Origin of the sequence: Halobellus sp. H-GB7 (genome assembly GCF_030848585.1) — an archaeon.
Lineage (GTDB): Archaea > Halobacteriota > Halobacteria > Halobacteriales > Haloferacaceae > Haloquadratum > Haloquadratum inordinatus.
Genome location: NZ_JAVDDW010000007.1, coordinates 1 through 13,487, shown reverse-complemented (window position 1 = coordinate 13,487; position 13,487 = coordinate 1). Strand labels below are relative to the sequence as shown.

Here is a 13,487-nt window from a genome sequence, read left to right as displayed (position 1 = left end):
GCGATGCGCTTCGCTCCGGGCGCTCGTCGATTTGCAGTTCCCGCGTTCGCCGCAGCCGCAGTACTCGCGCCGTTCGCGTTCCCGCTGGCCGTCGTCGCGCTCGCCGCCGGCGGCTTCGTCGCGTGGTTCTTCCGTGATCCCGATCGCCAGCCCTCGGGTCCGGGCGTCGTCTCGCCCGCCGACGGCCACGTCTCGGTCGTGCGCGAGGAGGGCGATCAGCTCCGCGTGGGCGTGTTTATGAACGTCACCGACGTGCACGTGAACCGCGCGCCGTTCGACGGGCACGTCGAGCGCGTCACCCACCGTCCGGGCGCACACCGACCGGCGTTCTCGAAGGAGTCAGAGCGCAACGAGCGCGTCGACGTCGACGTCGCGACCGACGAGGGGCCTGCGGAACTCTCGCTTATCGCCGGTGCGTTCGCGCGGCGCATCCACCCGTACGTCGCCGCCGGCGACGACCTCGAGCGCGCACAGCGGATCGGCCACATCGACTTCGGATCGCGCGCGGACGTCCTCTTGCCGCCCGCCTATGACCGGGAAGATCTATTTGTCGAGGAGGGCGACAGCGTCCGCGCCGGCGAGTCTATTCTGGCAGCACGAGAACGGTAGACGGGTCGGACTCCGACGGCGGCGGATCACACACGCTGTAACACGTGGACGTGTCGGACCAGCGACCGGTGGACGCGGCGCTCGAAGTGCGCATCGACGGTCCAACCAGCCTCGCGGGCCTCGTCGTCCCAGGATCGGTCGGCGACGAGGACGCACGCGGGGGCCACGCGCGCCGCTTCAGCGAGCGCGCCGCCGACGAGGTCCGCGAGTTCGTGCCCGGCGATCTTCGACTGGCGACCGTAGGGCGCGTCGAAGACGACGGCGTCGACCGCGTCGTCGGCGAACGGGAGTGCAGTGGCGTCACCGCGGACGACGCCCCAGTCGGTCTCAGAGAGGTAGTGGTCGAGGTTCTCGGCCGCGCCGTGTGCCATCTTTGGCTGGGCGTCCGAGCCGACGGCGCGCGCGCCGACGAGCCCCGCTTCGATGAGCAGGCCGCCAGTGCCACACATCGGATCGAGCACCGTCGCATCCGGGAGCGCCGGGCCGGCCGCGAGGTTGACGTACGCGCGGGCGTCCATCGGGGCCATACTCCCTGGCTGGAAGAACGGCCGATCCGTCGGCGCGCGCGAACCGAAGGCCGCGTCGCGCTCGGCGGCGATCCAGCCGACGAGACAGACGTCGTCGGCGAAACAGACGCGGAGTTCGTGATCGGGGTCGTCGAGGTCGACCGAGAAGCCGCGGTCGACGAGCACCCCACCGAGTTCGCGCTCGGCCGTCGCGGTGCTCACCTCGGCCGTCGCGCGGACGTTCCGCGCCCGCACGGCGACGCTGCCGCGCCGCTCAATCGAGGCCGCTTCGAGGAGTGCGACCGCACTCGACACCGACGCGTCGGTCCGGCCGAGGAGTTCGGAGACGCGGCGCGTGTACGCGAGCGTCGGCACGCGGTCGAGACGGACGCCGCGGGCGGTGGCGAGTCCCGGGGCGACGCGCGTGACGGCCGACGCAGCGGCGCGGTCGGCCTCCAGGGCGGCGAACGCCTCGTCGTCCGCCTCGCCCGCGAGTTCCAGACAGTACACGCTCGTCCCTCGCTCTGCCCGCCAATGATAGTAGCGATTGCACGTCGAATCCAGGAATTCCAAAAGCGCGGTCCCGGCGGTTCGCGGCCGCCCAGACGCCGCGCCGTCCGGTGCTTGCGGCCTGTCAGCACCCGCACCAACCTTTTTAAACCTTAAATACGTCGTTTAAGTCGTCAATGAGCGACCCCAAGGACACCATCAACATCGAGAACGTCGTCGCCTCCACCGGGATCGGTCAGGAGCTCGACCTCCAGAGCGTGGCGATGGACCTCGAAGGTGCTGATTACGACCCCGAGCAGTTTCCCGGTCTCGTGTACCGAACCCAGGAGCCAAAGTCTGCGGCGCTCATCTTCCGTTCCGGCAAGATCGTCTGTACCGGCGCGAAGTCGACCGACGACGTTCACGAGAGCCTCCACATCGTCTTCGAGAAGCTCCGTGATCTGCAGATCCCCGTCGACGACGACCCCGAGATCACCGTTCAGAACATCGTCACCTCCGCGGATCTCGGTCGCAATCTCAACCTCAACGCCATCGCTATCGGGCTCGGGCTGGAGAACATCGAATACGAGCCCGAGCAGTTCCCGGGGCTCGTCTACCGGCTCGACGAGCCTGCGGTAGTCGCGCTGCTGTTCGGATCGGGGAAGCTCGTCATAACCGGCGGCAAAGAGCCCGACGACGCCCGCGAGGCCGTCGACGTCATCGTCTCTCGGCTGAGCGAACTCGGCCTGCTAGAGGACTGAGGTCGCGCTCTCGACGCTCTCGATTCGTTCTGTATGTTGCTGCCCATCCAATCCACCGCTGCCGGGAGTCCGATCGCGATCGCCGGAACGTTCGCCTCGTTCGCGATCTTCCTGTCGATCACCGCACACATCGCCGCCCGCAACGTCCTCGGAGACGTCCCCGTCCGCAACGCGTTCGTCGTCGGTCCCGTTCCCGCCGTCGTCGCCATCCTCGTCACGACGTTCGGGGTGAATCCTTTCGTGGGGCTCGTGGCTGCGCTCGTCCTCGATGGGGTCGCGATCGCGCTGCTCTACGAGCAGACGCGGCGGCTGTCGGCGTACATCACGCTCATCCACTTCGTCGTCAGCGTCATCCTCGGGACCATCATCTTCGGCGTGCTGGCGCTCCTGACGAGCGCGCCGGGGTAGCCGGTGTAACCTTCCGTCCGCTCGCGCGCCGCTCTCAACTCACTCGACGAGTCGCTCAATCTCGGTGACGAGGATTCCCGAGGCCCCGACGGCCTTCAGGTCGTTGACGACCTCGAAGACGTCGTGTTCCTCGACGACGACGTGGACCGCGACGGTGTCGTCGCCCGCGACGTCCATCACCGTCGGACCGCCGAGACCCGGGATGACCTCGCGGACGTCGTCGAGGCGATCCCGCGGCGCGTTCATCATCACGTAGCGCTTGTCTTCCGCGGCGAGCACAGATTCGAAGGCCGTCACGAGCTGTTCGACCTTCGAGTCGTCGGCGTAGTCCGGGTGAGCGTACAGCCGCACCGACGATTCGAGCACCTCGTCGACGACCGCGAGGCGGTTCATCCGCAGCGTCGTCCCCGTCGAGGTGATATCGACGATGGCGTCGGCCATCTCGACGTGCGGCGTCAGTTCCGTCGCGCCCGTCACCTCGACGACGTCGGCGTCGATCCCCTCCTCCTCGAGGTACTGCTGTGTGATCCGCGGGAACTCGGTCGCGACGCTCTTGCCCGCGACGTCGGCGGGATCGGAGATGTCGCCGTCCTCGGGCGCCGCGAGGACGAGTCGGCAGCGGCCGAACTCGAGATCGAGGAGTTCCACGAGGTCACACCCGGATTCGACGGCCTGATCGCGGCCGGTGATGCCGACCGCAGCGGCCCCGTCTGAGACGTACTCCGGGATGTCGGCCGCGCGGGCGAACAGGACGCTCACGTCGGGATCGACGGTGTCGGCGTAGAGTTTCCGGTCGGCGGCGCTCTCGATGTGGAGACCGGCGCGTTCGAGGAGGTCGACGCTCGGTTCGTGCAGGCGGCCCTTGTTGGGCACGGCGATGCGCATACCGGAGCGTCGCGCGCCCGGGACGTACCACTTTCGCTCGTTGTCGGGGGCGAGTCGGCACCCCGGCGGGCGCGACATAGGAGCGAGCGAGGCACAACGGTGATAGGCGCGCGCGTCGATTCGCCGGTATGAGCGACGACGACGGAACGGAGCGCACCGCGGCCGTCTCCCGCGAGACCTCGGAGACGACGATCGACCTCACGCTCACGATCGACGGCGACGGCGACGCCGCGGTCGACACGGGCGTCGGCTTCTTCGATCATATGCTCGAATCGTTCGCGAAGCACGGCCTGTTCGATCTGACCGTCCACTGCGACGGCGACCTCGACATCGACGACCACCACACCGTCGAGGACGTCGCGATCGTCCTCGGCGAAGCCTTCGCGGAGGCGCTCGGCGACAAGCGCGGCATCGTCCGCTACGCCGACCGGAAGGTCCCGCTGGACGAGGCAGTCGCGGGCGTCGTCGTCGACGTGAGCGGGCGGCCGCACTTCGATTTCGACGGGGACTTCTCCCAGGCACAGATCGGCGACTTCACGAGCGATATGGCGCGGCACTTCGCGTACTCGCTGGCGATGAACGCCGGACTGACGCTGCACACCGAGGTCGAGGGCGTCAACGCTCACCACGAGGTCGAAGCGCTGTTCAAGGCGCTCGCGCGCTCGCTCGACGACGCCACGCGGGTCGACCCGCGCCGGAGCGACACCCCGAGCACCAAAGGCGAACTCTAGGCAGTAGCGCCCCGTTTTCAGGCCTTCCGGAGCGTCCCGCTGTCGTCCACGAGGAGGTCGCGGTCGACTGCGTACTCCAGAATCTGTTCGACGTGCGACTCCTCGAGATCGTACGCACCCGCTGCCAGTTCGACGATCTCCGCCCGCGGGATCGGGAACTCGCGATTGCCGAGCAGGCGCATCACAGTCCTGAACTCCTCGGGTTCCTCGTCAGTCGTCGACGACTCCGACGCGCGCTCGGGAGCCTCCGACGACGATTCCGGCGGGGATGACGCGTCAGCCTCTGCCGTGCCGTTGCTGGCGGCGTCGGGCATCGACGGCACCGATTCCTCGTTCTCGCCGAGCGGCGGTGGCGACCTGGCGTCCTCCCAGGAAGCGTCGTCCGAATCGGGGTCGGCCCCCGTCGCTGATTCTGTGTCCGCGTCCGCGTCCGTGTCCGTGTCCGTCTCTTTGTCCGTTCCCGCCTCCGTCTCGGGCGCTGCGTCGCTATCGGTCGACTCACTCGAATCGGAAGCGGCAGTGTCGGCAGCGGCGGTATCAGCAGCAGCGGCGTCGGCAGGGGACTGCGAATCCGGGGCCGGAGCCGACTCCGGAGAGTCGGGCGCGCCGCTCGACGCCGCGGGAGTCACGGGGCGGTCGGGGGCGTCCTCGTCGCTCCGGCCGACACCGAGACGCGCGAGGAGCGGATCGAGCACGCCTTCGAGCGTCTCTAAGCAGTCGGCACAGAGGACGACCCGTCGCTGTTCGGCCTCGGTCGGCGACAGTTCCGGCGGGAGGACCTCGTAGACCCCCGCCGCGTCGTCGCCGCAGAAGTCACAGGTGCGAAGCTGACGCATCGGCATACCTGATGCTCCCGGGGCGCGCTGATAAAACCATTCGACCTACGCGGTTTCCAGCGGACCGCCGCGCTCGGTCCACTCGGTCAGGCTGCCCTCGTAGAACCCCACGTCGGCGTAGCCGAGCGAGCGCAACACGACGTAGGTGTGGCTGATTCGCCGGGCCGTGTTACAGTAGAGGATCACGCGCGCGTCGGGCGTCACGCCGACGTCCGCGAGGGTGTCCGTGAGTTCCGACTCGGGCTTGAGCCCGCGCGTCTCGTCGTCGACGAGTTCGCGCCAGTCGAGGTTGACCGCGCCGGGGAGGTGGCCCTCGGCGTACTCCTCGGGGTCGCGGGTGTCGACGACGACGGTATTCGGGTCGTCGAGCGCCGCGCGAACCGTCTCGTAGTCGACGAGCGGCGAGTGTTCGGGTTCTCGAACCGAATACGAGGTCGCCGTCGGCGACGGCGACTCGGAGGTCGTCTCGTGGTCGCGGTTCCACGCGCTGTAGTCGCCGTCGAGGAGGTGGAGGCGCTCCGGCGGGTGGCCGTACAGTTCCGCAGTCACGAGAAAGCGCGCCGCGAAGACGCCGTGCGTGTCGTCGTAGGCGACCACGTCGTCGTCCGGGCCGACGCCGGCGTCCGATAGCAGCGACTCCCACGTCTCCGCGCCGGGAAGCATCCCCTCGTCGCCCGCCTCGCTGCGGAACGTCTCGAACGGCACGCTCACCGCGCCCGGAACGTGGCCGATGCCGTCGTACTCCCACGCGTCCCGAACGTCTATCACTCGCACCTCGTCGAGTCGCGACGCCAGCCAGTCGGCCGAGACGACGACGTTCTCGTACATAGCTACCAGTACCGGCGCAGCACCCTTCAACGTGGCCGATGTTGGCGTGGTTCGCCCGCTGTCAGAGAAAGAGGATTATATTGCCCATTAATCCGGGCGTCGAGACGAGTGAGGTCGTCGTGTGGACGCCGTCGCGCCCCCGAATCCTGTCACGATCCATTAATGCGGCAAGATTCTCTGGATAGTGCGAGGATGGGCAGTACACGCCGTAGCTGTGAGGATTATACCGGATGGGGGTGTATAGAAGGACGCAATGACAGACGACGGTTACGCCAAAGACGTGCTCGTCTCCCCCGAGTGGGTAGAGGAGCACCTCGACGAGTTCCAGAGCGACGACCCCGCGTATCGACTGGTGGAAGTCGACGTGGACACGGAAGCGTACGACGACAGCCACGCCCCCGGTGCGATCGGCTTCAACTGGGAGAGCCAACTGCAGGATCAGACCACGCGCGACATCCTCGACAAGGAAGACTTCGCCGACCTCCTCGGCAGCCACGGCATTTCCGAGGACTCCACCGTAGTGCTGTACGGCGACAACTCCAATTGGTTCGCCGCCTACACCTACTGGCAGTTCAAGTACTACGGCCACGACGACGTTCGCCTCCTGAATGGCGGCCGCGACTACTGGATCGACAACGACTACCCGGTCACCGACGAGGTGCCCGAGTTCTCCCCCGTCGAGTACACCGCGAAGGGACCGTTCGAGTCCATCCGCGCGTACCGCGACGACGTCCAGCACGCCGTCGACGAGGGACTTCCGCTGGTCGACGTCCGCTCGCCCGAGGAGTTCCGCGGCGACATCCTCGCACCGCCGGGACTGCAGGAGACGGCTCAGCGCGGCGGCCACGTCCCCGGCGCGAGCAACATCTCCTGGGCGGCGACCGTCAACTCCGACGGGACGTTCAAGTCCGCCGAGGAACTCCGTGAACTCTACGCCGAGGAAGGCATCGACGGGTCGAAGACGACCGTCGCCTACTGCCGGATCGGCGAGCGCTCCTCGATCGCGTGGTTCGCGCTCCACGAACTGCTCGGCTACGACGACGTCGTCAACTACGACGGCTCCTGGACGGAGTGGGGCAACCTCGTCGGCGCGCCGATCGAGACCGGCGACGCTCAATAATCGCGTCGCGGTCGGGGCGTCACGGGCGGCAGCACGTGGCGCTCGACAGACCGACGCGACCCGGTGCCTCTGACACCTTCTCTTCTCGTCCGCTGACTGCGGCCCTCCGATTTGGCTTCTCCAAAGTCACCCGTCGCTTTCTCGCCCGTGAGCGACGGCGCGCGGCGGCGTTCACCCAGTCAGCACGAGGCTGGCGATCGCGGGCGTGAGAAACGCCTCGATGAACGCCGCGAGGACGAAAAGCGGCACGAGGCCGAGGAGGACCCGATAGGTCCGACGGATGGCCGATGCGACCTCGCCGGCGACGAGTCGCGCCCGGGCAGCACCGAGGCCGACGCCGCCGAGCCACAGGCCGAGACCGCCGCCGACGACGAGTGCGGGGATCTCGACGACCCCGTGCGGCGCGACCAGCGCGAGGAAGGCGATCGGATCGAAAACGCCGCCGACAGCGCCGACGATGAGTCCGTTGAACCCGAGCGTCACCACCGCCGGAATGCCCGCTGCGAGGCCGCTGAAGGCCACGTCGCTGGCGACCAGCCAGTTGTTCACGGCCAGGTTGACGAAGGTCCCGCCGGGGAACGCGCCGAAGACGTTGCCCACGTCGCTACCGACGGGGAGCGACACGCCGAGGGAGGCCGTCGCTCGCCACCCGATTGCGCCGCCAGCGAGGACGATAGCGAGCGAGGCGACGTTCGCGAGCGGGTGGTCAGCGACGAACCGCCCGACAGCTCTGAGCCCGCCGACGAACGCCGATCGGAGTCGGTCGCCGGGAGGAGCCACCTCTAGCGTCGGCGGGAGCGGCCGTTCCGCGTACAGCGACGTCTTGAAGCCGTCGAGGACCGGCGGGACGACGATGGCGCTCACGAGACCGGTGACGCGGGTCGCACCGGCGACCGACGCGACGCCCGCGACCGAACCAGTGACAACGAGGGCACCGAACGCGACGACGACGTAGCCGAGGAACGCCGTCGGGCGACGGAACGGGAACCGAACGCTGCGTCGGACGGCCGCGACCGCGCCGACGTCGTCGACGACGACCGCTTGCTCGGCGAACGCAAAGAGGAGGAAGACGACGAGAACCGCGACGAACGCGACGATCGAGCCGATCCCGACGACCGCGAGCGCGAGCACTGACGCCTCAGAAGACGGACCGGCGGCCGCCGAGGCAGAGGGGGAAGCCGCGACGCCGCCCGCCGAGGCGCCGACGACCGAGCCGACAGCCCACACGACGGCGGCACCGATCGGGACGAGAACGGTCGCGAGCGCCGCCAAAAAGAGCACGCGAACGCCGAGGAACGAGCGCCAGTACGTCCCTGCGCCTTCGACCGCGGCGAGGACGCCGTCCTCGTCCTTCAGGAGGCCGAAGACGGTGCTGATCGCTGCCGCCCCGCCGACAGCCGAAACGGCGATCGAAAGGAGCATCGAGAGGAACACACCGAGCAGGACGACCCCCACGATATCGGGCGTCAGGAGGTTCGCGACGGCGTCGCCGAGATCCGGCCCGAGTTGGTCCGGATCGACCGCGCCGAGGTCGACAGACCCCGGTCCGTCACCGCTCGCAGGCGGCGCCGAGTCGCTGGCGGCGTCGCGGAGCGCGTCGACGAACGGCTGCAGCCGTCCGCTGCTGGCGGCGAGCCACAGAGCGAGAAGCGCAGCGAGGAGCAGCGGGACGCGAGCGACGCCGTACAGACCGCTCACCAGGAGGTACACGGGGATGACCGACGCCGAACGCTCCCAGAGCATCCGGCCGCCGGTGCGGAGGGCTGAGGAGGGATTCACGGCACGAACGTCTCAGCCGCGAGACATAGATGTTCGGGGCCTCCGACAGCGCGCAGACGTGTCAGCTATCCCGACGTGTCGATGGCTACAAGCGATTTGCGGGCCAACAGTGCTGTATGAACGGACGCGACCTCGCGACGGAACTGCGCGACGGCCACGAGACCGCCTTCTCCCGGCTGGGATCCTCGAAAGCGATGTACGCCCTCACCGGCGGCGAAATGGCGGCCGAGCAGGTCCGCGCGGCCGCCGCGGACGACGCGCTCGCACTCGCGGCAGTGCTCGACGAATGGACGGCGAGCACGGCCGAAAACGGCGACATCGGCGCACTTTACTCCGAACTCGCGGACGCGGCTCGCGGGCACGCCGCGTCGGTGGTCGATGACCCGTCGCTCGACGACCTACCGGAGCGCTACGAGACGCTTTCGGGACTGGAATCGACGCCTGATCGCCTCGGCGGCCTCCTCGGTCGCTACCTCGTCACGCTCGAACACGTCGGCCAGATGGTCGGCTTCTTCGTCGGCGACGCGGATCCGATGGCCGCCGACGACTTCCGCGGCCTTCGTTCGGATCTCGAAGCCGAACGCGACCGTGTCGCCGACGCCCTCGACGACGTCTGTGAGAGCAACGACGACTGGGACGCCGCACGCGACGCCGGCGACGCCGTGATCGACGCGGCCTACGACGACTACGTCGAGACGCTCGAATCGATGGGAATCAAGCCGAAGAACGTTTGCTAGGACGATCATAGCGTCTGTGGTCGACCGCACGGTGGCGGAGCGCGCAGCAGCCGCTGGTCCCAACGCCGATGCCGACGTCCCAGCTTGACCCTGTGATTCGGTGTCAATCTCCACCCGAAACGGAGGGGTTCGGGACTGAGACAGCCAAGAATAGGCGCGTTCGTCTGCCGCGCGTCAGACGCCTTCGACGCCCTCACGGAACGTCGAGACTTTCGAGCGAGCGTCGACGACAGCGTCGTGGGCGTCGCCGTCGGTCGCGTCGGCCAGTTCCGCGAGTTCGTTCATATGCCGAGCGAGTCGGCCGTGGTCCGGTTGCTCCTCGCGCACGGCGAGCGTCGCGAGCGCGTCGGACTGGTCGTAGATACGTCGCTGGACGTCACTGTCGGCGGCTTCGGCGGCGGCACGGAGCCGCTCGCTCGCTTCCTGGAGGAGTTCGCGTGACATACCGTACGGTTCCGGCCACAGACACATTACTTTTGAGCCCTTGTCACGAGAGCTGTTGGCGTACCGACGCCTACCGCGATGCGTCGTCGGGCGCGATCACGTCGTTTCGGAGCGTTCCGACGCCCTCGTAGGTGATCTCGATTCGGTCGCCCGGTTCGATGAGGCCGGGATTTGCCGGGCTGCCGAACGCGACGACGTCGCCGGGGCGGAGCGTGAACCGTTCGGAGAGGAACGAGACGATCTCGTCGGGGCCGAACAGCATCAACTCCGTGTTCGCGTCCTGCCGGACCTCGCCGTTGATCTGCGTCTCCATCTCGATCGCACTCGGGTCGAGGTCCGTCTCGATCCACGGCCCCAGCGGACCCGACCCGTCGAACGCCTTCCGCGCGGTTCGGCCCGCCTGATCGAGGGCGTCGACGTCGTTCAGGATGGTGTACCCGCGAACGACGTCCGAAACGTCCTCGGGCGCGACGTCGCGACACCGCCGGCCGACGACCGCGGCGAGTTCGCCCGCGTAGGTGAGTTCGTCCGTCCACGCGGGGTATCTGATCGACCTCTCGTGACCGAGCAGCGACGCGGGCGGCTTGATGAAGAAATCCGGCTCCTCGGGCCGTTCGTAGTCCATCTGATCGAGAGTTTCCGCGTAGTTCCGGCCGACGCAGTACAGCGCCGACGGGGTGCAGGGCGCGACGAGGGATCCGTCGCGTCCGACGACGTATTCGCCATCGTCGGCGACGACGACGCCGTCGTCGTACCGTCCGCGAACGATTCCGTCCGGAGTTTGCAGCCGTGCGAGTCGCATACGCGGACGTCGACGACCGGGAGCAAAGGTCTACTGTCTGTGGTCTGTTGAACTGCGAGCAGAGACTCCTGGGAGCAGCGGCGCGGGGAGGTGTCGCCGTTCGCGCCGCCCGTAGACGTGCTGTCTGTCGAGCACGAGTGGGGCGACCGTCAGCTCATCGGCAGTGAGTTCGTTCTCCGGTTCCAGCCGGGTCGGGAACCTGCTACAGGGGTGTGGTCGCCGTCGAACACCCGCAGCTAGTGACCTCTCGGACGGCGTCCGCTCTCACTCGGCCGATCCACCGCAAGGAGAGAGTAGAGTCGGTGCTCCGCTCTCAGGTGTTGATCGGCCGTTCGCGGGCAGTGACAGACTGGTGGCCCCAGAAGGGGCGCATCCACGAAACGACCCTGCCGCAGGGCCTCACTCGAATAGAAAAACTGCGGAATGACGGACGTCGATACTGGGATGCAGACGCGCGTTGCACGGGACAACGGACGTCGACGGACGGACCGATCAGTCGTCGGCGGTGAGGTCCTCCGGTTCGGGGATCGACAGGCCTTCGATCGGTGCATCGGGCGTGCCTGTGGTCGAGCGCGTGATGCCCTCCATCTGTTCTTTGGCCTTTTCGGGGTTGTTCACCCAGTCGTCGTAGAACTGGAACGGGTTCGCTGCTTCGCCGTCGCCGAGGCCGGCGGCCTCCGTCGAGGTGTAACCACGGTGTAGCAGTTTGTACAGGTGGTTCTGGCTCTGCCAGTTCGCGCGTGCGTCGCGAATCTCCGGAACGGAGAGTTCGGCGTACTGCCAGACGTCCTCCTCGCCTCCGCACTGCCCGAGCACGCGGCCATCGAAGCCGACGATATTCGAGTTGCCGAAGAACGAGTACACCTCGTCGCTGCCAGCAAGATTCGCGACGGCTACGTAGGCGTTGTTCGCCCACGCGGCGTGTCGCGCGACGATCTCCTGTTGATCGTTGGCCGGGTACATGTACCCCTGGCAGCGGACGATCAGCTCTGCACCCTTGTACGCGCAGTCGCGCCAGATCTCGGGGTAGTTGCCGTCGTCGCAAATGATGAGGCTGATCTTCAGACCCTTCGGGCCCTCGGTCACGTACGTCTGATCGCCGCACGTCCAGCCCTCGATCGGGGTCCACGGGATGACCTTGCGGTACTTCTGCTGAATCTCACCTTCGTTATCGATCAACAGCAGCGTGTTGTACGGGTTGCGCTCGGGGTGGTCCTCGTGTTTTTCGCCGGTGATCGAGAAGACGCCCCAGACGTCGTTCTCCTTGCACGCCCGCGAGAATATCTCCGTCTCGGGGCCGGGAACCTCCGTCGCGAGCTCGTTCATCAGCTCCTCGTCGTAGGTGATCCCCTGCGTCGAGTACTCCGGGAAGATGACGAGATCGACGCCCGGGGCGCCGGTTTTGATCCCCTCGATCTTGTTCGCGATGTTCTCACACTGTTCGAGCACTTCTTCTTTCGACTCCGGGCTCGGGGCCGAGGTCTGATGGACCGCTACACCGACCGCGTCTCCGGACGACGAAATGTCACCGTGTCTCATCGATACAATCATCCAAAGTTTAGACTGTTTATTAACTCTTTCTTAAATTATAGCCATATTGTTCCAGCAATTGAACTGGTATGCACTCCTTTAGGTACTGTTTGGAAATCCAGTGCTTCCAGACCCCAATATGCAGTCCTCTAGCACCCCCTGTTTGGCTTTAGGCCCCAATTACTACGGATTCTATTGCCTATAACTATATTAGGTGGAAAATTGTCTACTAACTCTAACTTATTTTAATCATCTGTTTGCAAATACTGCGCTAATACACATCTGTTTACTTATCACCCGGCCTCGGTTAGGTATGGACTACGAAAGTTCAATCGAAGACTACGGACGCAAACTCAGTCGCCGTAATGCACTCAAGATGGCAGGGTTGGCCGGGATCACCGGCCTCGCCGGGTGTTCCGGTGGCAGCTCCGCGGGCGGCAGTTCCGATAGCGGGAGTAACGGGGACTCGGGCGCGAGCGACGAACCACTGACCGTGGGCGCGCTGTACGCGTTGAGTGGGAGTACGGAGGTCATCGGCCGGCCGATGATGAACTCCACGGAACTGGCGATCCAGCAGATCAACGACGCGGGCGGCATCAACGGCCGCGAGATCGAACTCGTCAAGGCCGATACGGCGTCGGCGCCACAGACGGGGATCGAGAAGTCGAGACAGCTCATCAACCGCGACGGTTGCAGCATCGTGTTCGGGGCGTACACCAGTGCGATGCGGAACGCCATCACCGACATCTACGTGGAGAACGAAGTCCCGCTCTTCTACCCGACGCTCTACGAGGGCGGTGTCTGTCGCGAGATCGAAGGTGCGGAAGGGTTCAGCGGCGAGATCAACATCCCCGAAGAGAGTCTCGAGTGGGTCTTCTTCAACGGTGCCGTACCGAAGCAGCAGATTCAGCCCTATATCCCGTGGCTGATGGAGGAGTACGATATTAGTTCGTTCTACCTGATCGGCTCCGATTACGTGTGGCCGCACACAACCAACGCCGTCGTCGACGACTTTGTTCAGG

Annotated in this window: 15 protein-coding genes; 7 read left to right on the top strand and 8 right to left on the bottom strand. The window is 66.5% G+C overall.

Annotated features, from left to right (window positions below; translation table 11 throughout):
- Positions 1 to 3: 3 nt before the first annotated feature.
- Positions 4 to 609, top strand: coding sequence for a protein sorting system archaetidylserine decarboxylase (locus RBH22_RS12070; protein WP_256546110.1), 606 nt, complete (start codon positions 4 to 6; stop codon positions 607 to 609).
- A 26-nt stretch (positions 610 to 635) separates the two neighbouring features.
- Here the strand turns inward: RBH22_RS12070 and RBH22_RS12065 are convergent, their stop codons facing one another.
- Positions 636 to 1,625, bottom strand: coding sequence for a methyltransferase domain-containing protein (locus RBH22_RS12065; protein ID WP_256546111.1), 990 nt, complete (start codon positions 1,623 to 1,625; stop codon positions 636 to 638).
- A gap of 176 nt (positions 1,626 to 1,801) precedes the next feature.
- Here RBH22_RS12065 and RBH22_RS12060 point away from each other — a divergent pair, with 176 nt between their 5' ends.
- Complete coding sequence (locus RBH22_RS12060; protein ID WP_121568755.1) at positions 1,802 to 2,365, top strand: TATA-box-binding protein; 564 nt, start codon at positions 1,802 to 1,804, stop codon at positions 2,363 to 2,365.
- A gap of 33 nt (positions 2,366 to 2,398) precedes the next feature.
- A complete protein-coding gene (locus tag RBH22_RS12055) occupies positions 2,399 to 2,773 on the top strand; it encodes a hypothetical protein (RefSeq protein ID WP_256546112.1) in 375 nt (124 codons plus the stop codon).
- A 39-nt stretch (positions 2,774 to 2,812) separates the two neighbouring features.
- Here the strand turns inward: RBH22_RS12055 and hisG are convergent, their stop codons facing one another.
- On the bottom strand, positions 2,813 to 3,658 hold the full coding sequence (hisG, locus tag RBH22_RS12050; protein WP_256288554.1) for an ATP phosphoribosyltransferase: 846 nt from the start codon (positions 3,656 to 3,658) through the stop codon (positions 2,813 to 2,815).
- A gap of 128 nt (positions 3,659 to 3,786) precedes the next feature.
- On the opposite strand from hisG, the gene hisB reads away from it, so the two are divergent.
- The gene (gene hisB / locus RBH22_RS12045; RefSeq protein ID WP_121568758.1) at positions 3,787 to 4,389 is read left to right on the top strand and encodes an imidazoleglycerol-phosphate dehydratase HisB; all 603 of its coding nucleotides are present in this window, start codon (positions 3,787 to 3,789) and stop codon (positions 4,387 to 4,389) included.
- 17 nt (positions 4,390 to 4,406) lie between these two features.
- On the opposite strand, the gene RBH22_RS12040 is transcribed toward hisB, so the two are convergent.
- The gene (locus tag RBH22_RS12040; protein ID WP_306677622.1) at positions 4,407 to 5,231 is read right to left on the bottom strand and encodes a hypothetical protein; all 825 of its coding nucleotides are present in this window, start codon (positions 5,229 to 5,231) and stop codon (positions 4,407 to 4,409) included.
- A 39-nt stretch (positions 5,232 to 5,270) separates the two neighbouring features.
- On the bottom strand, positions 5,271 to 6,053 hold the full coding sequence (locus RBH22_RS12035; RefSeq protein WP_306677621.1) for a sulfurtransferase: 783 nt from the start codon (positions 6,051 to 6,053) through the stop codon (positions 5,271 to 5,273).
- Between the two features lie 253 nt (positions 6,054 to 6,306).
- Between RBH22_RS12035 and RBH22_RS12030 the strand changes: the two genes are divergently transcribed.
- Positions 6,307 to 7,173, top strand: coding sequence for a sulfurtransferase (locus RBH22_RS12030; protein ID WP_256288550.1), 867 nt, complete (start codon positions 6,307 to 6,309; stop codon positions 7,171 to 7,173).
- Between the two features lie 171 nt (positions 7,174 to 7,344).
- On the opposite strand, the gene RBH22_RS12025 is transcribed toward RBH22_RS12030, so the two are convergent.
- Positions 7,345 to 8,952, bottom strand: coding sequence for a stage II sporulation protein M (locus RBH22_RS12025; RefSeq protein ID WP_306677620.1), 1,608 nt, complete (start codon positions 8,950 to 8,952; stop codon positions 7,345 to 7,347).
- A 116-nt stretch (positions 8,953 to 9,068) separates the two neighbouring features.
- Here RBH22_RS12025 and RBH22_RS12020 point away from each other — a divergent pair, with 116 nt between their 5' ends.
- Positions 9,069 to 9,689 (top strand): transcription antitermination protein, encoded by a 621-nt coding sequence (locus tag RBH22_RS12020; protein ID WP_306677619.1) that lies wholly within the window; start codon positions 9,069 to 9,071, stop codon positions 9,687 to 9,689.
- 174 nt (positions 9,690 to 9,863) lie between these two features.
- Here RBH22_RS12020 and RBH22_RS12015 read toward each other — a convergent pair whose 3' ends face one another.
- From RBH22_RS12015 to RBH22_RS12005, 3 genes are all read right to left on the bottom strand, one after another.
- Positions 9,864 to 10,133 carry a hypothetical protein gene (locus tag RBH22_RS12015; protein ID WP_256546119.1) on the bottom strand — a complete coding sequence of 90 codons (270 nt, stop codon included), beginning with the start codon at positions 10,131 to 10,133 and terminating at the stop codon, positions 9,864 to 9,866.
- Between the two features lie 70 nt (positions 10,134 to 10,203).
- The gene (locus RBH22_RS12010) at positions 10,204 to 10,935 is read right to left on the bottom strand and encodes a fumarylacetoacetate hydrolase family protein (protein WP_256546120.1); all 732 of its coding nucleotides are present in this window, start codon (positions 10,933 to 10,935) and stop codon (positions 10,204 to 10,206) included.
- A 492-nt stretch (positions 10,936 to 11,427) separates the two neighbouring features.
- Positions 11,428 to 12,474, bottom strand: coding sequence for an aliphatic amidase (locus RBH22_RS12005; protein WP_256546121.1), 1,047 nt, complete (start codon positions 12,472 to 12,474; stop codon positions 11,428 to 11,430).
- A 304-nt stretch (positions 12,475 to 12,778) separates the two neighbouring features.
- On the opposite strand from RBH22_RS12005, the gene RBH22_RS12000 reads away from it, so the two are divergent.
- The coding region (locus RBH22_RS12000; protein WP_306677618.1) for a transporter substrate-binding protein at positions 12,779 to 13,487 on the top strand (709 nt) is incomplete at its 3' end.

What these genes read in the sequence shown, in the direction of transcription:
- RBH22_RS12060 (WP_121568755.1), top strand. Translation starts at nt 1,802, where the DNA reads ATGAGCGACCCCAAGGACACCATCAACATCGAGAACGTCGTCGCCTCC.
- RBH22_RS12030 (WP_256288550.1), top strand. Translation starts at nt 6,307, where the DNA reads ATGACAGACGACGGTTACGCCAAAGACGTGCTCGTCTCCCCCGAGTGG.
- RBH22_RS12070 (WP_256546110.1), top strand. Translation starts at nt 4, where the DNA reads ATGCGCTTCGCTCCGGGCGCTCGTCGATTTGCAGTTCCCGCGTTCGCC.
- RBH22_RS12005 (WP_256546121.1), bottom strand. Translation starts at nt 12,474, where the DNA reads ATGAGACACGGTGACATTTCGTCGTCCGGAGACGCGGTCGGTGTAGCG.
- RBH22_RS12020 (WP_306677619.1), top strand. Translation starts at nt 9,069, where the DNA reads ATGAACGGACGCGACCTCGCGACGGAACTGCGCGACGGCCACGAGACC.
- RBH22_RS12035 (WP_306677621.1), bottom strand. Translation starts at nt 6,053, where the DNA reads ATGTACGAGAACGTCGTCGTCTCGGCCGACTGGCTGGCGTCGCGACTC.
- RBH22_RS12040 (WP_306677622.1), bottom strand. Translation starts at nt 5,231, where the DNA reads ATGCCGATGCGTCAGCTTCGCACCTGTGACTTCTGCGGCGACGACGCG.
- hisG (WP_256288554.1), bottom strand. Translation starts at nt 3,658, where the DNA reads ATGCGCATCGCCGTGCCCAACAAGGGCCGCCTGCACGAACCGAGCGTC.
- hisB (WP_121568758.1), top strand. Translation starts at nt 3,787, where the DNA reads ATGAGCGACGACGACGGAACGGAGCGCACCGCGGCCGTCTCCCGCGAG.
- RBH22_RS12015 (WP_256546119.1), bottom strand. Translation starts at nt 10,133, where the DNA reads ATGTCACGCGAACTCCTCCAGGAAGCGAGCGAGCGGCTCCGTGCCGCC.
- RBH22_RS12055 (WP_256546112.1), top strand. Translation starts at nt 2,399, where the DNA reads ATGTTGCTGCCCATCCAATCCACCGCTGCCGGGAGTCCGATCGCGATC.
- RBH22_RS12010 (WP_256546120.1), bottom strand. Translation starts at nt 10,935, where the DNA reads ATGCGACTCGCACGGCTGCAAACTCCGGACGGAATCGTTCGCGGACGG.